Source organism: Micromonospora sp. SH-82 (genome assembly GCF_051132485.1).
Classification (GTDB): domain Bacteria; phylum Actinomycetota; class Actinomycetes; order Mycobacteriales; family Micromonosporaceae; genus Micromonospora.
This window is the reverse complement of sequence record NZ_CP148049.1, coordinates 417,196-436,401: the sequence shown is the minus strand read 5'-3', so window position 1 is coordinate 436,401 and position 19,206 is coordinate 417,196. Positions and strand designations below refer to the sequence as shown.

The following is a 19,206-nucleotide window of genomic DNA, read 5'->3' as shown; positions in this document are numbered from 1 at the left end:
GCGAGATCACCTCGTGGCGGTACGGTGGCGGCATGTCTGAGCAGTCCACCGCCGTCGAGGACGAGGTCGCCGTCGGGCCGTCGAGCGCCGATCCGGCCGGGGCGGCGGCACCGACCGTCGTCGACCCGGGGACGCTGCGGATGGCGCTGGTGGTGGGTGGGCTGCTGGTGGCCGTACTCCTGGGGTTCGGGTTGGGGCGGTTGAACCCCCGCGAGACGGTGCCGGGCGCGATGACCCCGGCGGGCGGGACCATGGGCGGGGCGGCCCCGGTCGGCGGGCACAGTCACGCGCCGGGGACCGGGGCGCACCAGCACGACGGTGCCGACGCCGACGACGCCACCGGGCTGTCGGTCACCTCGGCCGGATACACCCTCGTCCCGCTGACCCCGGAGCTGCCCGCAGGCCAGGCCGGTGAGCTGCGGTTCCAGGTCCACGACGGGGAGCGGAAGCCGGTGACCCGGTTCGCCGTGGTGCACGACAAGCCGATGCACCTCATCGTGGTCCGCCGGGACCTCGGCGGCTACCAGCACCTGCACCCGACGATGGCCCCCGACGGGACCTGGTCCATCCCGCTGACCCTCGCCCAGCCCGGTGTCTGGCGGATGTACGCCGACTTCACCGCCGTCGCCGACGACGGACTCCAGGCTGCCGTCACCCTCGGGGCGGACCTGGTCGCCCCCGGGGACCACATCCCCCGGCCGCTGCCCGAGCCGACCCGGCAGGCCGTCGTCGACGGGTTCGCCGTCTCCTACGACGGCGACCCGCAGCCCGGAACCGCCGTACCACTGGTGTTCACCTTCCGGGGCGCGGACGGCGCGGTGCCGACCCTGGAGCGGTACCTCGGGGCCTACGGGCACCTGGTGGCGTTGCGCGAAGGGGACCTGGGCTACCTGCACGTGCATCCCGAACCGGAACTGGACGGGGAGGCGGTGAAGTTCTGGGTGACCGCCCCCGGCCCCGGTCGGTACCGGCTCTACCTGGACTTCCAGATCGCCGGTGAGGTCCGGACCGCGGAGTTCACGCTGACCGTGGCGTGACGGTCCCGTCGGCCCGGCCGGACGTCCGGGTGATCGGGCGGCGGGCCAGATAACGCAGCAGGTCCCGGATGTGGTGCTTCTCCTCCGCCGGGGTCCGGGGATCGGCCAGTCGGTCCAGGATCACCCGGATGTCCGCCTCGACCGGGTTCTCGTCGCCGCGCCGACGCGGCAACCCTCCGGCCTCGGGCACCCCGAGCGCCCGGAACGCCGCAGTGACCGGCAGGTCCAGGGCGGTGCAGAAACCGCGTACCTTGGCCAACTCCGGGTAGTCCTGCCAGTCCCCGGCCAGCCATCGGAAGACCGTGGACCGACCGACGCCGGTGTGGTGGGCCAGGTCCGTCACCGTCCAACCGCGTGTCTCACGGGCGTCGTCGGTCGCCCGACGGACGAACCGCGCGAACGCGTGCTGCGGTGACACCTGTGCGGAACCCATCGACGTGGGGACTTCCTTCCGGCCTGACGCACCGATCGGCGTGTCAATGAGGGTAGTACGACGCGTAGTCGGGGCGAACCCGCCGATCGACCCAATCTGGTCGTGATGCGTCGAGCGGTCACTGGTGGCGAACGTCGACTCAGGCGTGGGCGCTAGCCCTCGTCGGCCGCCAGGAGGGTCTCCAGGCGCGGGGTCACGCCCCACTGGTCCACCAGGTCCCGGTACTCGGCGCGTTGGGCCCGTGTGCCCTCCGCCCCGGTCCGGCGGGCCCGGATCAGCAGGTTACGGGGGGTGTGCTGGGAGTCGACGAACTCCACCACCTCGGCCCGGTAGCCGTGCAGGCGCAGCAGTGCGGCCCGCAACGCGTCGGTGAGCACGTCGGCGAAGCGCTCCCGGAGGATCCCCTGCCGGGTCAGCAGGTCGTACGCCCCCGGGGCGGGCCGGGTGCGCAGTTGGGCGGCGAGGTCGTGGTGGCAGCACGGCGCGGCGAGCACCCACCGGGCCCCCCACCGCAGGGACCGGGCCAACGCCTCGTCGGTGGCGGTGTCGCAGGCGTGCAGGGCCAGGACCAGGTCCGGAGCCGGGTCCACCACCGCGTCGGCGATCGTCCCGGCGACGAAGGTCACCCGGTCGGCCCAGCCCAGGCGTGCGGCCAGGTCGGTGTTGCGACGACGCTGGTCGGGTCGGACGTCCACCCCGACCAGGTGCACGTCCAGCCCCCGCTGGGACAGGTACCGGTAGGCGGCGAAGGTGAGGTAGGCGTTCCCGCAGCCCAGGTCGACCACGCGCAGCGGGCCGGTCAGGTCGTCGGGGAGGGTGGCCGCCAGAGCCCGCAGGAAGGCGTCCACCTGACGCCGCTTCGCCGCCGAACCGCCGATCTCGGCGAAGATCGGGTCCCCGGGGTCGAGGAGATACTCCTTGACCCGGTCGTGTCCGCCCGGCTCGGCCGCCGTCCGGGCGGTCCTCGCCCGGTGCACCTGGGCCTCGCCGGACTTGGTGACCCGAAGCTGGACGGTGGCGTCGACCGTCTCCACGTGCCAGTTGCCGAACGGCTCGGCGAGCAACGCGTCCACCGCCGCGTCGGCCTCCGCCCCCGGCGCGACGTTACGGGTGAACGGGCGGTCGCCGTCGGAGGTGGCGATCTGCAACCGGGTCCCCGCCTTCAGGGCGACCGGGCGCAACTCGGCGCGGACCACCGAGGGGCGCTGCCCCCGGCGACGCCCGGCGGCGACGGCCCGGGTCAGGGCAGGGTCCAGCAACAGGGCCCGGACCTCGGTCAGGGCGGTGTCCAACGGTTCCGGCATCGCTCCATCATCCACGTCCACCGAACGGCCGACGTCCCCGCACCGGCACGGTACGGGGACGTCGGTTCACACCTGTTCGGGATGCCCGGTCAGTCGGCGGTCACCTCGGCCGGCGTACCACTGCCGTTGGCACCCCCGGCCCCACGGCGGCGACGTCGACGGCGCGGCTTGGCGGCGGTGTCGCCCGACGGCGCTGCGACGTCACCCGTCCCGGCGGTGACCACGGCGGGGGACTCGGCGGTCGGCTCACCCGAGACCACCTCACCGGCGCGGCGGCGACGACGCCGACGGGCCGGGTTGCCCTCTCCTGCGGAGTCGTCCCGGCCGGTGCCGGTCTCGGCGGCGTCCTGGGTGGCCGGCGCGTCACCGTCCTGCCGACGGCGTCGCCGACTCCGGTCACCCCGCTCGCTCCGGTCGGTCCGGTCGCTCCGCTCACCACGGCGGGGCCGGGCGGAGTCGCCCCGCCGGGACCGGCTGCCACCGAGGTCCTCCTCGATCTCGGCGGAGAGCCCGGCCCGGGTCCGCTCGGCGGACGGCAGGGTGCCGCTGACGTCGGTGGGGATCGCCAGGTCGGTGTAGAGGTGCGGGGAGGTGTGGTAGGTCTCCGGCGGCTCCGGCATGTCCAGCCCGAGGGTCTTGTCGATGATCCGCCACCGGGGCATGTCGTCCCAGTCGACGAAGGTCACCGCGACGCCGGTGGCACCGGCCCGGCCGGTACGCCCGATCCGGTGGGTGTAGGTGTCCTGGTCCTCGGGGCAGTCGTAGTTGACGACGTGGGTCACCCCGCTCACGTCGATGCCCCGGGCGGCCACGTCGGTGGCGACCAGGGTGTCGATCTTGCCGGCCCGGAACGCCCGCAGCGCCCGTTCCCGGGCACCCTGACCGAGGTCCCCGTGCACTGCCGCCACCGCGAAGCCCCGGAAGTCGAGGTCCTCGGCCACCCGGTCGGCGGCCCGCTTCGTCCGGGTGAAGATCATCGTCAGGGCGCGACCCTCGGCCTGGAGGATCCGGGCCACGATCTCGATCTTGTTCATCGAGTGGGTCCGGTAGGCCAGCTGGGTGGTCTGCGGATTCGGGCCGGTCTCGGCGGTGTGCCCGGCGTGGATCGTCACCGGACGACGCAGGAACCGCCGCGACAACGCCACGATCGGATCTGGCATCGTCGCCGAGAAGAGCATCGTCTGCCGGTCCTCCGGCAGCATCGCCAGGATCTTCTCCACGTCGTCCAGGAAACCCAGGTCGAGCATCCGGTCGGCCTCGTCCAGGACCAGCGCGTGCACCCGGTCCAGCCGCAGGTGCTTCTGCTTGGCCAGGTCCAGCAGGCGACCCGGCGTACCCACCAGGATCTCCACGCCCTTGCGCAGCGACTCGATCTGCGGCTCGTACGCCACCCCGCCGTAGATCGGCAGGACCCGGACGCCCCGGGTCCGCCCTGCGGCGTCGAGGTCCTTGGCGACCTGGAGACCCAGCTCACGGGTGGGGACGACGACCAGGGCCTGTGGAACGCCGTCGCTGCCCTCGCCCGGGGCGAACACCCGCTCCAGCAGCGGTACGCCGAAGCCGAGGGTCTTGCCGGTGCCGGTGGGGGCCTGGCCGATCAGGTCGGTGCCGCGCATCGCGATCGGCAGCGCGTACTCCTGGATGGCGAAGGCCCGGGTGATACCGGCGGCGGCGAGCGCCTCCACGGTCTCGGACCGTGCGCCCAGGTCGGCGAAGGTCGGGGCCTCGGGGCGCACCGGTACGGTGGCGATCGTTTCCTGCTCGGTTGTCTGCTCTCGGTTCTGTTCGCTCATGTGGATTTCGGGGTGCCCTCTCGTGGTGCGCCCCTGGAGTCCTCAGGGCGCTTCGGTATTGGCGCGGGCCACACGGTCGGGGGCGGGGACCGCCGAGCCGGACCGGGCCGCACGCGCGCCGCAGGCGAAACGTCGAACGGATCGGCGCCCACGGCAACTGGTCCATCCTACCTGAGCCGCAGGGATATGGCTCCATCCATGCGGACAAGCCCACCGCGCCGGGAATCCTGTGAACCAGGTCACCATCCGGCGGGTTCGGGGCGCAGTGGCGGCAGAGACCAGACGACCACGAAGAGAGGCGGAGATGTCGAGGGTCGGGGCCCGTGTCCGGGCCCCGACCGTCAACGAGGGGTGAAACCGACAGCGCGGGGCGAAGCCTCGGCGATCTCGACGTAGGCGACCTTGCTCGCCGGGACGACGAGCCGCCGGCCCTTCTCGTCGGTCAGGGACAGCGTTCCGTCGCTGGCGAGGGCGTCGGCCACGATCTGCTCGATCTCAGCCGGCGTCTGAGCGCTCTCCAACACCAGCTCGCGTGCCGCGTACTGCACGCCGATCTTGACCTCCACTGTGCCTCCTCAACTGGGGCGAAAGAGCCGCCGGACGAAGGCTATCCGATCTGTGGAGCCGATGCTCAGGCTGACTCACCTTGCAGCGGGAAGCTGGCGATTCCCCGCCACGACAGCGCCGCCACCAGGGCCTCCGCCTCCGGCTTCGGCACCTGACGCCCCCCGGCCAACCAGAACTGCGCGGCCGTCTCGGCCGCCCCCACCAGACCCGAGGCGAGCAGCTCGGCGTGCGCCCTGCTGACCCCGGTGTCCGAGATGATGGTGTCGGTGATCGCGGCGATGCACCCCTGCTCGACCCGTTCCACCCGTTGGCGTACCGCCGGGTCGTTGCGCAGGTCCGACTCGAATACCAGCCGGAACGCCTCGCTCTCGTGGTCGACGAAGTCGAAGTAGGCCCGCACCGAGGCGGAGACCCGCTCCTTGTTGTCGTTCGTCCCGACCATCGCCTCCTGGACCTTGGCGACGATCGCGTCACAGTGGGTGTCGAGCAGAGCCAGGTAGAGGTCCATCTTGCCCGGGAAGTGCTGGTAGAGGACGGGCTTGGAGACGCCGGCCCGTTCGGCGATGTCGTCCATCGCCGCAGCGTGGTACCCCTGTGCGACGAACACCTCCTGCGCCGCCGCGAGCAGCTGCTTACGGCGCGCCGAACGTGGCAGACGCGTGGGTCGGCCGGCAGTCTGTGCACCGTTCCCCAACGCGGTCATGGGAACCTCCGAGTTTCTTCGTACGAGCCGGCATCAATCGCCCGAACCGGTCGAGGTGCGACCCGTACTCGGAATTGGCCCGCCGCTGTAACTTATCGCCACTGTCACCACACGGTAGCCTCAGCGAGGGCGACCAAGGAGCGCGCGGTGAGTGAAACAGGTCAACCCGGAGCTGCCACCCCGGGAGAGCACGGTGACGGGACGGGTCAGCACGACGACCTGGCCCGCCCCGGTAGTGGGTGGGCTTCCGCCGCAGCTGCCTGGTCCCCGGAGGGGGAGGCCGGAAGCGGCTGGCAGCCGGAACCACAGTCCGCGTGGTCGGCGTCCGCGCCGCGCTACGGAGACCTGCCCCCACCGCTGCCCGGCCACCATCCCGGCGACGGACTGCCGACCCGGGCCAACGGGCACCGGGTGAACGGCTACGGCCACGGCCCGACCGACGCCCCCGGCGAACGGCAGGTCCCGATCAGTGCGCCGCCCGGCGGCCCCCGGATCCCGGTGAGCTCCCCGCCGTCGCAACCCCAGCATCCGGTCAGCGCCCCGCCCGGCATGCGCGCCGAGCGCCGTCGAGACCACGACACCGACCGGGTCGTCGTGCCCTTCCAGCGGCCCTCGCCGCCGACCGAGCGCCCCACCGGGCGGCCCCCGGTCGCCGGTGACCCGCCGAACGCCCGGCACTCCTCCGACGCCTCCCTCGACCGTCGGGTCGACGACCCCCGGGGTGACCACCGACCGGAGCGGGACCAGGTCGGACGCGACACCGACCCGACCCGGGCACGGGGCGCCGACCCGACCCGGGCACGCGACACCGACCCGACCCGGGGACGCGGCACCGACCCGACCCGGGACGGCCCGTCCAGTGCCCCGCCCGCCCGCCGCCTCGACGACGACGAACCCGACTGGCCGGGACCGAACTGGAACCGCCCGAGCTGGAGCGAGGGGTGGGCCCCGCCCTGGGCCCGTACCGACGAGGAGCCCACCGGCCGACGGGGCCGGGAGGAGCGCGACCCCCCCGAACGCGTGGAGTGGGCCCCCCACCCGGAGCACCTGCAACCGACCCGCCAGCCGGAACAGCCGCTCCGTCCGTCGGAGCAGCCGACCCGCCCGTCGGAGCAGTCGACCCGCCCGCCGGAGCGGACCCGTCCGCAGACCGACCGCAGACCCCCGGCCGACCCGTCGCCGAGACCGTACGAGCCGATGTCACCAGAGGTCCGCCGGTTGTACGAGCCCCCGCCGGCCGACCCCGCACCCCCGTACGACCCGGACGCGACGCAGACCCGTCGCCCGTACGACCCGACGGCGGGCGAGTCCCGCCAGCCGTACGACCCGGCGGCGGGCCGGACCCCCCGCCCGTACGAGCCGACCCCGGCGGCCGAACACCGACCGTACGAGCCGGTCTCGGCCGAGGAGCACCGGCCGTACCAGCCGATGCGCAGCGAACCGAACCGGTACGAGTCGACCCCGCCGGAGGCCTGGCGTGGGTACCCCCCGTCCGCCTCACGGATCAGGTCCCCGGAGGTCGGGGAACGCCCGCCGTGGGCGCTGGGCGGAGCACCCGAGGACCCCACCGGGGCGCCGGGCGTCGGGGCGCAGCCCCCGGAGGAGCCGACCGGCGTCGACACCGGTACGCCCGACGCCGGTGCGCTGGTCCGGCCGTTCCGGCTGCGGCCGGTCCGTACCGAGCCGGAGCCCCTGCCCGCCGAGCCCGCCGACGGCCCGGTGACCCCGCAACCACCGACCCGACCGTTGCCCCCGGCCGACCAGGCCGGCCCGGTCGCCGTCCCCACCACCGGCGTCGACGACCACCCCGATCGTCGTCCGTCCGCGCCTGAACCGGAGAGCGCAGCCCCCTACTCGGCCCGTCGATCCGCCCCCGAACCGGCACCTGCGGCGGACCCGGATGCCGAGGACCGGGCGGAGCTGCTGCCGCAGCGCGTACCGGCCGAGCCGGACGTGCCCGTCGTGCCGGAGCCGCCGACAGTGGAGCCCACCGAATCCCCCGAGCTCGCTCGGATCGCCACCCATCTGCGACGGGAGGAGGAGCCCGACCCGCCGCAGGAACGGCCGGAGGGATTCGACGTCGAAGCGATCCTCGCCGCCGTCCGAGGCGTCGGCGGCGTCCGGGACGCCTCGCTGCGGCGTACCCCCGCCGGGGCGCACAGCCTCCGACTCGACCTCTCCGACGGCGCGGACCCGGCCGACGTGAGTCGGCACGTCGCCCGCCTGCTCCAGGAGCGGATGGGGCTGGCTGCCGCACCGCAGAACCTCCCTGCCCCGCCGGTCCCGCCCGGCCTGCGGTCCGGGACCGAAGCCCGTCCGGTGGAGGGCCAGGCACCCCCGACCCCACCCGTCCGGCCGGAGCACCCGACCGGGGGCGCGACGTCCCCGGTCCCCGCCGGTGCGCCGAGCCCCGCCGGCTTCCGGGAGGACCGGCCGACCGGACCGGCACCGTCGGCACCCCCGCGCCGCCGTCGACAGACCACCCCCTCCGGTACGCAGGAACCCGCCGCCTCGTCGGCCGCGACCGGCATGGCGACCGGGAGCCCGGCGCTGCTCGGCTCCTCGTACTCCGGCGGGCAGATGACGACCACGGAGACGGCCCCGTCGCGCCCGCTGGACACCGGCGGACGACAGGGACCCCGGGTGGTCATCGACCACGTGCAGGTCAGCACCTTCGGGCTGGACGCCACAGTCGAGGTACGCCTGCTCGCGGCGGGGGAGCCCGCCTCGGGCTTCACCAGCGGCCCGGCCGTCGACGGGTACGTGCTCCGGCTCTGCGCCGTCGCCGCCGCAGCGGCCGTGGACGAGCTGTTGCGGGGCACCGGCCGTACCGCCGACTCGGGTCGGTGTTTCGTCGAGCACGCGGCGGTGGTGCCGTTCGGCAACTGCGAGGTCGCCACGGTGGTCGTCCTGCTGGTCTGCGACGGCTGGGTGGAGCAGATCGCCGGCTCCGCCCTGGTCCAGGGTGACCCCCGGCAGGCAGTGGTCAGGGCGACCCTGGCGGCGGTGAACCGTCGGCTGGAGGCCCTGCTGGCCTAGACGGGTGGGGGCAGACTGGATCCATGAAGCGTGCCACCCTCTGGCCGGACGACCTCCTGCCCGACGACCGGTTCCCGCCGCCATGGCCCGGCCGGTCGGTACGCGTCGACGGCGCGGCGACCTACGTCCGGGAGACCCCGGCGACCGCCCCCGACGCCGAACCGGCGCTCTACCTCCACGGACTCGGCGGGTCCTCACAGAACTGGACCGACCTGGCCGGTCTGCTCGCCGGTCGACTCGACGGTCAGGCCATCGACCTGCCCGGTTTCGGCCGCAGCGAGCCGGGTAGCCGGTACACCATCGCGTCCTTCGCCGACCTGACGGTCCGCTGGATCGAGCAGTCCGACAGGGGTCCGGTGCACCTCATCGGCAACTCGCTGGGCGGGTCGGTGGCGGTCCGGGTGGCGGCGCGGCGGCCCGACCTGGTCCGTACCCTGACGTTGATCTCCCCGGCCCTGCCCTTCCTGGACTTCCGACGCTCCCTCCAGGGCCGGATGCTGCCGGTGCTGGCCGTCCCCGGTGGGGAGCGGCTGGTGGCCTGGCGGCTGGCGAAGATCGCCCCGGAGGTGATGGCGCAGCAGACCCTAAAGGCGTGCGTCGGTGACCTGTCCCGGATCAGCCCTCAGCGGCAGGCGGAGGCCCTGGCGGAGATCCAGGCCCGCGCCCAGGTCGAGCACTACGCCGCCGCCTACCTGCGGACCTTCCGTGGCCTGGTCGGCAGCTTCCTGCGGTCCTACCTGCGGGGGACCGACTCGCTGTGGCGCCTGGCCGCCGGGGTACGCGCCCCGACCCTGGTGATCGGCGGCATGAAGGACCGGCTGGTCGACGTCCGGGTGTCACCGCAGACCGCCCGGGTGATCCCGGACAGCCGACTGCTGATGCTCACCGGGGTGGGTCACGTGGCGCAGATGGAGGTGCCGCGTACCGTCGCCCGCGCCGTTCTGGGCCTGCTCGGCGAGTCGCAGGGGGCCTCGGCCGGGTCCGACGTGGCACCCTGGCCGGGTGCTGCCAGCCACTGACCGATCACGATCCGTACCCGACGGGTCCGGACCCGGCCGCCCCCTTCCGGGACCGACGTCGGACGGGCCGGGGGCGGCCCGTCCCGGGTTCGCCCGGCGGGCCAGGTTCTTCGCCCTGTCGTGGGCGCTCGGCGCGGCGCTGCTCGCTGTGGTCGACGCCCCCGACCCGCCCGCCGGTGCGGTGGCCGCCACCGCCGAACCGGGTGACCCCGCGACCGGGATCCCGGCTGCGGACCAACCCGCCCCCCGAGTGTCCGGGCTGGTCACCGCCGCTCTACCCGGCTCGGAGGCCGACGGATTCGGCCCTCGGGGTGCCGGGTCCGGGCCTGAGGGTGTCGGGTCCGGGCCTGGGGGTGTCGGGGTCGGGCCTGAGGGTGTCGGGTCCGGGCCTGGGCGTGCCGGGGTCGGGCCGGTCGTTGACGGGTCGGGGTCGGGGTCGGGGTCGGGGGTCGGGTCCGTCGGGCCGACGGAGCGGGGCGGGCCGGTGGTCGCGCCGGAGGACGACCCCCGACGGGTGCCGAGACTCGCGGGTACGACGCCGTCGGCGGGAAGCGGTCGGTTCTCCCACTCCGACCGGACCGGTCCGGTGCTGGGCCGCTCCGGGAAGGTGCTCCGATACCGGGTCGCCGTGGAGCGTGGCTCCGGTGCCGACGTCGGGTCCTTCGCCGACGGGGTCCACGAGGCGCTGGTCGGGCCGGGAAGCTGGGTGGACGGCGGCCGGCTACGGCTGCGACAGGTGCCCGGGGCGACCGGGCACGACTTCACCGTCTACCTGGCGACGCCCCGAACGGCCGGACGGATGTGCGCCGCCGTCGCAGTGGACATCAGGGTGGAGGGTAAGCCGTACACCTCGTGTCGGGGGCCGGGGAGAGTGATCATCAACCTGGAGCGGTGGCGGACGTCGGTGCCGCACTACGTACGGGCCGGGACCCCCCTCGCCGTCTACCGGCAGTACGTCGTCAACCACGAGGTCGGCCACGAACTGGGACACCGTCACGAGCGGTGCCCCGCTCCCGGGCGTCCCGCGCCGGTGATGATGCAGCAGACCCTCTTCCTGCACGGGTGCACCCCCAACCCCTGGCCCTACCTCGACGGCCGCCGGTACGCGGGTCCCCGTCGCTGACCACGGCGGCACGCCGTTCGGGGTGACGTGAGGATTCTTCGCAGATAATCCGGTTTCCCCGACTTCGGCCGGAATCGGGTGCGACGCTGGGTTTCGTGAGCTTCCTGCCTGCCCTACCCGCTCGACGGCTGCTGCCGGTGCTGGTCCTGGCCGTGGCACTGGTGCTCGCCGTCCTCGTGGTGTCCGCACCGTCCACCGACCCGTCGACGGCCCGGTCCGGCGGTTCCGGCGGCGCGCCGCCGGGCCTGACGAGCCCCTCGGCGGCCGTCCCGAGCCCCTCGGCGGGCCTGTCGAGCCCCTCGGGGGGCGACCGTGGTTCGCCCGGCCGACCGGGAATCCCCACCTTCGGCACCGGCACCTTCGTCACCGCCGACGGTGGTACGCCGGTCCGGGGCGACGGCGGCCCCCTGCACCGCTACCGGGTGGCCGTCGAGGCCGGTGTCGGCCAGGACGTCGCCACGTTCGCCGCCACTGTCGACGAGGCCCTGGCCGACCCGCGTGGGTGGACCGCCGACGCGACGCGTCGGGTGCAGCGGGTGGCCGAGCCCGCCGAGGCCGACTTCACCGTCTACCTGGCCAGCCCGGCAACCTCCGAGCAGATGTGCGCCCTGGGTGGCCTGAGCACCGAGCGCTACACCTCCTGCCGGCTCCCCGGACAGGTGATCGTCAACCTGGCCCGCTGGCTGGAGGCGGTGCCGGACTACGGCGCTCCGTTGGAGGTGTACCGGTCGTACGTGATCAACCACGAGGTCGGGCACGAGTTCGGGTACGGCCACGAGGCGTGCCCGGGTCCGGGGCGTCCCGCCCCCGTCATGCAGCAGCAGACGTACGGGCTGGACGGGTGCGTGGCGTACGCGTGGCCGTACCTGGACGGCCGCCGGTACGCCGGTGACCCGGTCGACGGCATCTGACAAGGCCCCCTGAGGTGCCGGTGCGGTATTCCCGCTCCCGCATGTCGGGCGACGTGGCCCTGCTCATGGCCGACCCCCGCCCCGGCGAGCAACAATGGCGCGGCATACACCGAACGCCGATCCCGGGGAGTCCACCGTGTCGTTGCCCCCGCTCGTCGAACCCGCCGCCGAGCTGTCCGTTGACGAGATCCGTCGCTACTCGCGCCACCTGATCATTCCCGACGTCGGGGTGACCGGGCAGAAGCGGCTGAAGAACGCCAGGGTGCTCTGTGTGGGTGCCGGCGGTCTCGGCTCCCCGGCCCTGCTGTACCTGGCCGCCGCCGGGGTCGGGACGCTCGGCATCATCGACTTCGACACCGTCGACGAGTCCAACCTCCAGCGGCAGGTCATTCACGGGGTCTCCGACGTCGGCCGTTCCAAGGCCGAGTCCGCCGCCGCCTCGATCCGCGAGATCAATCCCTTGGTCACCGTCGAGATCCACGACACGGCGTTGGACCGGGAGAACGTCCGGGAGATCTTCTCCCGGTACGACCTGATCGTCGACGGCACCGACAACTTCGCCACCCGGTACATGGTCAACGACGCGGCGGTCCTGCTCGGGAAGCCGTACGTCTGGGGGTCGATCTACCGGTTCGACGGCCAGGCGTCGGTCTTCTGGGCCGAGCACGGCCCCTGCTACCGGTGCCTCTACCCGGAGCCCCCGCCGCCCGGGATGGTCCCCTCCTGCGCCGAGGGCGGCGTCCTCGGGGTGCTCTGCGCCTCCATCGGGTCGATCCAGGTCAACGAGGCGATCAAGCTCCTGGCCGGGATCGGCGAGCCGCTGGTCGGCCGACTGATGGTCTACGACGCTCTAGAGATGGAGTACCGCAAGATCAAGGTCCGGAAGGACCCGAACTGCGTGCTCTGCGGGGAGAACCCCACCCTGACCGACCTGATGGAGGACTACGAGGACTTCTGCGGGGCGGTCTCGGTCGAGGCCCAGGAGGCGGCTGCCGAGTCCACCATCACCGCCCGGGAGCTGAAGGAGTGGCAGGACGCCGGGAAGGACATCTTCCTCGTCGACGTCCGCGAACCCGCCGAGTACGAGATCGTCTCGATCCCCGGGGCCACCCTGATCCCCAAGGGGGAGATCCTTTCCGGGGAGGCGTTGTCCCGCCTCCCGCAGGACAAGCAGGTCGTCCTGCACTGCAAGTCGGGTGTCCGCTCCGCCGAGGCGCTCGCCGCCCTGAAGGCCGCCGGGTTCACCAACTCGGTCCACGTCCAGGGCGGGGTCCTCTCCTGGATCAAGCAGATCGACCCGTCCCTGCCGACGTACTGACCCCGTGACGTCGAGTCGTCCCGAGCAGGACGTGTCCTGCCGGCTCGGGACGACTCACCTGCGACCCGGTCCGCCCTGGCCGTACCCCACCTCGGTGGGTCAGCCGCGCAGGTGTCCGTCGCCGGTCACGACGTACTTGGTGCTGGTCAGCTCGGGCAGCCCCATCGGACCCCGGGCGTGCAGCTTCTGGGTGGAGATGCCGATCTCGGCCCCGAACCCGAACTCCCCGCCGTCGGTGAACCGGGTCGAGGCGTTCACCATCACCGCCGCCGAGTCGACCCGGGCCACGAACTCCCGGGCCGCCGACTGCGAGTCGGTGACGATGGCCTCGGTGTGGCCGCTGCCATACCTGTTGACGTGGGCGACTGCGGCGTCGAGGGAGTCGACGACGGCGACCGAGATGTCCGCCGACAGGTACTCGGTGCCGAAGTCCTCCTCGGTGGCCGCGACGACCGCGTCCGAGTAGCCGGCCACCCGGGCGTCCCCGTGCACAGTGACCCCGGCCTCGGCGAAGCCGGCCAGCACCGTCGGCAGGAAGACGTCGGCGACGTCGGCGTGCACCAGCAGCGACTCGGCCGTGTTGCAGGTCGACAGGCGCTGGGTTTTCGAGTTGAGGGTCAGCGCGACGGCCTTGTCCAGGTCGGCGGCGGCGTCGACGTACACGTGGCAGTTGCCCACCCCGGTCTCGATCACCGGGACCGTCGACTCCTCGACCACCGTCCGGATCAGCGACGCCCCACCACGCGGGATCAGCACGTCGACAAGGCCCCGGGCCCGCATCAACTCCTTCACCGACTCCCGGCTGGAGGCGTCGAGCAGCTGCACCGCGTCGGCGGGCAGCCCGGCCCCGGCGACCGCGTCCCGCAGGACCGCCACCAGCGCCGCGTTCGAGTGCGCCGCCGAGGACGAGCCGCGCAGGAGCGCCGCGTTGCCGGACTTCAGGCAGATCCCGGCGGCGTCGACGGTGACGTTCGGGCGGGCCTCGTAGATGATCCCGACCACCCCGAACGGAACCCGGATCTGGCGCAGCTCCAGCCCGTTCGGCAGGGTCGCGCCCCGGACCACCTCACCCACCGGGTCGGGCAGCGCTGCCATCTGCCGCAGCGCCTCGGCGATCCCGGCCACCCGCGCCTCGTCGAGCTTCAACCGGTCCAGGATCGCCGCCGACAACCCGGCCTCCCGCCCGGCCGCCAGGTCCGCCGCGTTCGCGGTCAGGATCTCCGGGGTACGCGCCACCAGCGCGTCGGCCATCGCCTGCAACGCGGCGTCCTTGGCGGTACGCGTCGCCACGGCCAGCGCGCCGGCCGCCTCCCGGGCCCGTCGAGCCTGCTCCGAGACGCTCATCCTGTGCTCCTAGTCCTCGTCGTTCTCCGGTCGGCACCGCTGTCGGGAGGGACCCTCATACATCGGAAAGCGCCCTTCCCTACAGGAGTACCAGGTCGTCGCGGTGGACGACTTCGCGCTCGTACGCGGGGCCGAGGGCGGCGGCGAGTTCGCTCGTGGAGCGTCCGAGCAGGCCGGGCAGCTCGACGGCGTCGTAGTTGACCAGTCCCCGGGCCACCGGGTCACCGGCGGTGTCCACCAGGTCCACCGGATCCCCGGCGGTGAAGGCACCGTCCACGGCGGTGATCCCCGCCGGGAGCAGGGACTTGCGCCGGTCGACCACAGCCTGCACCGCCCCCGGATCCAGGTGCAGCCGACCCCGGGGGGCGGTGGCGTGGGCCAGCCAGAACAGTCGGGCGGTCGGACGCTGCGCCACCGGGTGGAACAGGGTGCCGACCTCCTCGCCGCGCAGCGCGGCCGGGGCCAGCGGGGCGGCGGTGAGCACCACCGGGATGCCGAACCCGGTGGCGATCCGGGCCGCCTCGACCTTGGTGACCATCCCGCCGGTGCCGACCCCGGCCCGACCGACCCCGCCGACGTTCACCCCGACCAGGTCCCGCTCGTCGCGGACCTCGGTGATCCGGGTCGAACCGGGTCGGGTCGGGTCACCGGTCCAGAGGGCGTCGACGTCGGAGAGGAGCACCAGCAGGTCGGCGTGGACCAGGGCGGCGACCAGAGCGGCCAGCCTGTCGTTGTCACCGAACCGGATCTCCTCGGTGGCCACCGTGTCGTTCTCGTTGACGATCGGCACCGCCCGCAGGTCGAGCAGCTTGCGCAGGGTTCGGTACGCGTTGCGGTAGTGCGCCCGACGGGTCACGTCGTCGACGGTGAGCAGCACCTGACCGACGGTCCGCTCGTGCCGGGCGAAGCTGGCCGCGTACCGGCCGATCAGCAGGCCCTGACCGACGCTGGCGGCGGCCTGCTGGGTGGCCAGGTCGCGCGGACGTCGGGACAGCCCGAGCGGGGCGAGCCCGGCGGCGATCGCCCCGGAGGAGACCAGCACCACCTCGCAACCCCGGGCGGTCAGCGCGCCGAGCGCGTCCACCAGCGTGTCGACCCGGTCGGTGGCGAGCCCGCCCGTCGCCGTGGTCAACGAGGACGACCCGATCTTGACGACGACCCGTCGGGCCGTCGTGACTGCTTCCCGCACCCGCCCATTCTGCGTGTTCGTCCTGGAGCAGCCCGCGCGGGTTCCCATATCGTGGCCGGTCGTGACCCCTGAGGAGTACGTGGAGGCGGTGCTCGCCCTCGTGGAGCGGATCCCGCCGGGCCGGGTGATGTCCTACGGGGCGGTCGCCGACGCCCTCGCCGACGGTTCCGGGCGCAACTCGGCCCGGCTGATCGGTGCCATCATGTCCCGGCACGGCGGCGGGGTGCCCTGGCACCGGGTGGTGAACTCGGCGGGGCGGCTGCCGCCGGGACACGAGGTGCGGGCGCGGGCACTGCTGCGCGCCGAGGGGACCCCGATGCGGGCGGCCGGGGTGGACATGGCGAAAGCCGGTTGGCACCCCGACGGGGGGATGTGACGCAGGCCATGACATGAGTAGGATTCGATCTCATGGTGCCCGGTCCGCTGCCTCGGCAGGTGCACGTCGGGTACGCCCTCGGCTCCCTCGCCACCGGTGCCTTCGGCACCGTCCCCGGCCTGCTCCTGCTGCCCTATCTGACAGACACCCTGGGCGTCGCCGCCGGGGTGGCCGCGCTGCTGGTGCTCGGACCGAAGGCCTGGGACGTCCTGCTCAACCCCGTCGTGGGACGGCTGTCGGACCGGACCCGCTCCCGGTGGGGTGCCCGCCGTCCGTACCTGCTCCTCGGCGGGCTGGCCCTGGCCGGATCGTTCGCCGCGATCTTCGCCGGACCGTTCGGCCCCGGCCCGGCCGCCGGGGCGTACGTGGCGGTGGCGTTCCTGGTCACCGCCACCGCGTTCGCCTTCTTCCAGGTGCCGTACGTGGCGATGCCCGCCGAGCTGACCGGCGACCACGCCGAACGTACGAGGCTGATGAGCTGGCGGATCGCGGTGCTCGCGCTCGCCATCCTGGTCTCCGGGGCGCTCGCCCCGATGGTGGTCACCGCCGGGGGCGACGGGCTCGCCGGACACCGGTGGATGGGGCTGTTCGTCGCCGCACTGATAGCCGTCGGCGCCCTCGGCGCGTTCCTCGGCACCCGCTCCGCCCCGACCGGCACCGTCGCGGCCACCGAGCCGTCGCTGCGCGCCCAACTCGCCGTCGCCGGGCGGGCCAGGGCGTTCCGGGCCCTGCTGCTCTGCTTCGTGATCCAGTCCGTCGGGGTGGCGACGATCCTGGCCGGGGTCAACTACTTCGCCGGACACGTCCTGCGCGATCCGGGCACCGGCCCGACCCTGCTGTTCGCCTGCTTCGTCGGCCCGGCCCTGCTGGTCATGCCGGTCTGGACTCGGGTCGGCGCCCGACTGGGCAAACGCGCCGGTCTGGTGGCCGCCTCCCTGCTCCTGGCGGTGGGGGCGCTCGCCCTGGTCACCGCCCCGGTCCTGCCGGCCGTCGCCACCTACGCGGTGGTCGCCCTGATCGGCTGCGGGTACGCCGGCCAGCAGGTGTTCGCCCTGGCCATGCTCCCCGACTGCATCGCGTACGACACCGCCCGCACCGGGCGGCGACAGGCCGGCGTCTTCACCGGCCTGTGGACGGCGGGGGAGACGCTCGGTCTGGCGCTGGGTCCGGGCCTCTACGGACTGGTGCTGCACCTGTCCGGGTACGTCTCCTCGGCCACCGGGTCGGTCGCCCAGCCGGACTCGGCCCGCCTCGGCATCCTCCTCGGGTTCACAGTCCTGCCCGCCCTCCTGATCGGCCCGGCCACCCTCCTGCTGCGCGGCTACCACCTCACCCCGGCCGACGCCTCGCCGTCGACCCCGGCCCGGTCGACTCCCACCGCCGTGCGGACCGGTGCCGCTGACGGCCTCGGAAAGGAAGACACATGAGCGAGCGAACCGTCGCTGTCGGTCCCCGTGTCGACGCCGGGGCGCACCGAGGTGACGACACGGGCGAACCGTCCTCGCCGCCACTGCGGGGACTCCCCGCCGACGAGGTGCTGGCCGAGATCCGGGCGCTGCGTGCCGCCGACCGGCCCACCCACGGCGGGCGCCTCTTCGCCTACGTCTACGACCCGGCCGTACCCGGGCTGGACGAGTTGGCGGCCACCGCGTACGCCGAGAGCGCCCACGTCAACGGGCTCGACCCGACAGCCTTCCCGTCCCTGCTGGCCATGGAGAACACGCTGGTCGGGGCGGCGGCCCGGCTGCTGGGCGGCGGCCCCGGCAGCGCCGCCCCCGACGCTGTCGGCTCCGTCACCGGCGGCGGCACCGAGTCGCTGATCCTCGCCGTCAAGGCGGCCCGGGACTCCCGGCCGGAGGTCGCCGAACCCCGACTGGTGGTGCCGGCCAGCGCCCACGCCGCCTTCGCCAAGGCTGCCCACTACCTGCGGGTCGCAGTGGACACGGTGGCCGTGTCGGCGGAGACCCTGCGACCCGACCCCGCCGACGTGGCCGCCGCGATCCGACCGGAGACCGTCCTGGTCGCCTGCTCCGCCCCCTCGTACGCGCACGGGGTGATCGACCCGGTCGAGCAGATCGCCGCCGTCGCCGCCGAGCGGGGGGTCCGCTGCCACGTGGACGCCTGCTTCGGGGGCTGGACCCTGCCGTACCTGCGCCGCCTCGGCGTACCGGTCCCGCCGTTCGACCTCGGCGTCGCCGGAGTCACCTCGATCTCGGTGGACCTGCACAAGTACGCGTACGCCCCGAAGGGGGTGTCGGTCCTCCTGCACCGGGACCCCGCCTCACGCGCCCCGCAGTTCTTCGCCTTCGCCGGATGGCCCGGCTACACGATGGTGAACCCGGTGATCTCGTCCACCCGCTCCGGTGGCCCGATCGCCGCCGCGTACGCCACGGTCCGGCACCTCGGCGACGACGGATACCTGGACCTGGCCCGCCGGACCCGGACGGCGGTGACCGGGTTGGCCGCCGCCGTCCGGGCCGTCGACGGGCTCCGCCTGCTCGCCGAACCCGAGTCCACGGTCGTCTGCTTCACCACGTCCGATCCGGACCTGGACCTGTTCACCCTCGTCGACGAGCTGACCGCCCGGGGTTGGCACACCCAACCCCAGTTCCGGTACGCCGACCTCCCCGCCAGCGTGCACCTGACGGTGACCGCCTCGGTGGCCCCCACCGTCCCCGACTTCGGCGCCGCCCTGGTCGACTCGGTGGCGGCGGCCCGGGCCGCCGGTCCGGTCCGGCTCCCCGCCGACCTGCTCGCCCTGGTCGGGTCCCTGGACCCCGATCAGCTCACCCCCGACCTGGTCGCCACCCTCGCCACCACCCTCGGTCTGGGCAGCCCGGCCGCCGGCGAGGTCCCGGCCGGCGGCGCTTCGGCTGGGGGCGCTTCGGCTGGGGGCGTCCCGGGGGTGCCGGAGCGGATGGCGGTGGTGAACACGCTGCTCGACGCGGCCCCGCCCGCCCTGCGGGAACGGCTGCTCGCCGAGTTCGTCGGGCTGCTCCAACGCCCCACCTACTGAACCCGGACGGTTGTGGTTCACTGTCTGCGGCGGG

16 protein-coding genes are annotated in these 19,206 nt (G+C 73.7%); 9 read left to right on the top strand and 7 right to left on the bottom strand.

Features of this window, described 5'->3' with window-relative positions:
* Window positions 1-32: 32 nt before the first annotated feature.
* A complete protein-coding gene (locus WHN02_RS01980) occupies window positions 33-1,037 on the top strand; it encodes a hypothetical protein (protein WP_434741781.1) in 1,005 nt (334 codons plus the stop codon).
* Here WHN02_RS01980 and WHN02_RS01975 read toward each other — a convergent pair.
* The 5 genes from WHN02_RS01975 to WHN02_RS01955 all read right to left on the bottom strand — a co-directional run bounded on the left by WHN02_RS01975 (window position 1,018) and on the right by WHN02_RS01955 (window position 5,837).
* Window positions 1,018-1,470 (bottom strand): helix-turn-helix domain-containing protein, encoded by a 453-nt coding sequence (locus tag WHN02_RS01975; RefSeq protein ID WP_434741780.1) that lies wholly within the window; start codon window positions 1,468-1,470, stop codon window positions 1,018-1,020. The two genes, WHN02_RS01980 and WHN02_RS01975, sit on opposite strands and share 20 nt — an antisense overlap.
* Before the next feature lie 152 nt (window positions 1,471-1,622).
* Entirely contained in the window at window positions 1,623-2,774 is a 1,152-nt protein-coding gene (locus WHN02_RS01970) for a class I SAM-dependent methyltransferase (RefSeq protein ID WP_434741779.1), read from the bottom strand.
* A gap of 89 nt (window positions 2,775-2,863) precedes the next feature.
* A complete protein-coding gene (locus WHN02_RS01965; RefSeq protein ID WP_434741778.1) occupies window positions 2,864-4,567 on the bottom strand; it encodes a DEAD/DEAH box helicase in 1,704 nt (567 codons plus the stop codon).
* A gap of 341 nt (window positions 4,568-4,908) precedes the next feature.
* Window positions 4,909-5,133, bottom strand: a complete 225-nt coding sequence (locus WHN02_RS01960) for a DUF3107 domain-containing protein (RefSeq protein ID WP_350897430.1) — start codon at window positions 5,131-5,133, stop codon at window positions 4,909-4,911.
* A 65-nt stretch (window positions 5,134-5,198) separates the two neighbouring features.
* A complete protein-coding gene (locus tag WHN02_RS01955; protein WP_350897431.1) occupies window positions 5,199-5,837 on the bottom strand; it encodes a TetR/AcrR family transcriptional regulator in 639 nt (212 codons plus the stop codon).
* A 147-nt stretch (window positions 5,838-5,984) separates the two neighbouring features.
* On the opposite strand from WHN02_RS01955, the gene WHN02_RS01950 reads away from it, so the two are divergent.
* The 5 genes from WHN02_RS01950 to moeZ all read left to right on the top strand — a co-directional run bounded on the left by WHN02_RS01950 (window position 5,985) and on the right by moeZ (window position 13,247).
* Window positions 5,985-8,876, top strand: a complete 2,892-nt coding sequence (locus WHN02_RS01950) for a hypothetical protein (RefSeq protein WP_434741777.1) — start codon at window positions 5,985-5,987, stop codon at window positions 8,874-8,876.
* Window positions 8,877-8,899: 23 nt separating this feature from the next.
* Window positions 8,900-9,895 carry an alpha/beta fold hydrolase gene (locus WHN02_RS01945; protein ID WP_434741776.1) on the top strand — a complete coding sequence of 332 codons (996 nt, stop codon included), beginning with the start codon at window positions 8,900-8,902 and terminating at the stop codon, window positions 9,893-9,895.
* Between the two features lie 484 nt (window positions 9,896-10,379).
* Window positions 10,380-11,018 (top strand): DUF3152 domain-containing protein, encoded by a 639-nt coding sequence (locus WHN02_RS01940; RefSeq protein ID WP_434741775.1) that lies wholly within the window; start codon window positions 10,380-10,382, stop codon window positions 11,016-11,018.
* Between the two features lie 95 nt (window positions 11,019-11,113).
* Window positions 11,114-11,929, top strand: a complete 816-nt coding sequence (locus WHN02_RS01935) for a DUF3152 domain-containing protein (protein ID WP_434741774.1) — start codon at window positions 11,114-11,116, stop codon at window positions 11,927-11,929.
* Between the two features lie 94 nt (window positions 11,930-12,023).
* Window positions 12,024-13,247, top strand: coding sequence for an adenylyltransferase/sulfurtransferase MoeZ (gene moeZ / locus WHN02_RS01930; protein WP_434741773.1), 1,224 nt, complete (start codon window positions 12,024-12,026; stop codon window positions 13,245-13,247).
* A 99-nt stretch (window positions 13,248-13,346) separates the two neighbouring features.
* Here the strand turns inward: moeZ and WHN02_RS01925 are convergent, their stop codons facing one another.
* Window positions 13,347-14,591 (bottom strand): glutamate-5-semialdehyde dehydrogenase, encoded by a 1,245-nt coding sequence (locus WHN02_RS01925; RefSeq protein WP_434741772.1) that lies wholly within the window; start codon window positions 14,589-14,591, stop codon window positions 13,347-13,349.
* Window positions 14,592-14,670: 79 nt separating this feature from the next.
* Entirely contained in the window at window positions 14,671-15,828 is a 1,158-nt protein-coding gene (proB, locus tag WHN02_RS01920; RefSeq protein ID WP_434741771.1) for a glutamate 5-kinase, read from the bottom strand.
* 13 nt (window positions 15,829-15,841) lie between these two features.
* On the opposite strand from proB, the gene WHN02_RS01915 reads away from it, so the two are divergent.
* Genes WHN02_RS01915 through WHN02_RS01905 form a run of 3 tightly spaced genes read left to right on the top strand, consistent with a single transcriptional unit; the run spans window position 15,842 to window position 19,172 of the window.
* Window positions 15,842-16,156, top strand: a complete 315-nt coding sequence (locus WHN02_RS01915) for an MGMT family protein (RefSeq protein WP_434741770.1) — start codon at window positions 15,842-15,844, stop codon at window positions 16,154-16,156.
* 32 nt (window positions 16,157-16,188) lie between these two features.
* Window positions 16,189-17,583: an MFS transporter gene (locus tag WHN02_RS01910; protein WP_434741769.1), complete on the top strand. Its 1,395-nt coding sequence runs from the start codon at window positions 16,189-16,191 to the stop codon at window positions 17,581-17,583.
* Complete coding sequence (locus tag WHN02_RS01905; protein WP_434741768.1) at window positions 17,580-19,172, top strand: pyridoxal phosphate-dependent decarboxylase family protein; 1,593 nt, start codon at window positions 17,580-17,582, stop codon at window positions 19,170-19,172. The genes WHN02_RS01910 and WHN02_RS01905 overlap by 4 nt, the downstream gene beginning before the upstream one ends.
* Window positions 19,173-19,206 lie beyond the last annotated feature (34 nt).

Bases quoted from the DNA above. Each gene is read 5' to 3' on its own strand.
- WHN02_RS01905 (WP_434741768.1), top strand. From the start codon at position 17,580: ATGAGCGAGCGAACCGTCGCTGTCGGTCCCCGTGTCGACGCCGGGGCG.
- WHN02_RS01955 (WP_350897431.1), bottom strand. From the start codon at position 5,837: ATGACCGCGTTGGGGAACGGTGCACAGACTGCCGGCCGACCCACGCGT.
- proB (WP_434741771.1), bottom strand. From the start codon at position 15,828: ATGGGAACCCGCGCGGGCTGCTCCAGGACGAACACGCAGAATGGGCGG.
- WHN02_RS01925 (WP_434741772.1), bottom strand. From the start codon at position 14,591: ATGAGCGTCTCGGAGCAGGCTCGACGGGCCCGGGAGGCGGCCGGCGCG.
- WHN02_RS01945 (WP_434741776.1), top strand. From the start codon at position 8,900: ATGAAGCGTGCCACCCTCTGGCCGGACGACCTCCTGCCCGACGACCGG.
- WHN02_RS01980 (WP_434741781.1), top strand. From the start codon at position 33: ATGTCTGAGCAGTCCACCGCCGTCGAGGACGAGGTCGCCGTCGGGCCG.
- WHN02_RS01965 (WP_434741778.1), bottom strand. From the start codon at position 4,567: ATGAGCGAACAGAACCGAGAGCAGACAACCGAGCAGGAAACGATCGCC.
- WHN02_RS01970 (WP_434741779.1), bottom strand. From the start codon at position 2,774: ATGCCGGAACCGTTGGACACCGCCCTGACCGAGGTCCGGGCCCTGTTG.
- moeZ (WP_434741773.1), top strand. From the start codon at position 12,024: ATGGCGCGGCATACACCGAACGCCGATCCCGGGGAGTCCACCGTGTCG.
- WHN02_RS01910 (WP_434741769.1), top strand. From the start codon at position 16,189: ATGGTGCCCGGTCCGCTGCCTCGGCAGGTGCACGTCGGGTACGCCCTC.
- WHN02_RS01975 (WP_434741780.1), bottom strand. From the start codon at position 1,470: ATGGGTTCCGCACAGGTGTCACCGCAGCACGCGTTCGCGCGGTTCGTC.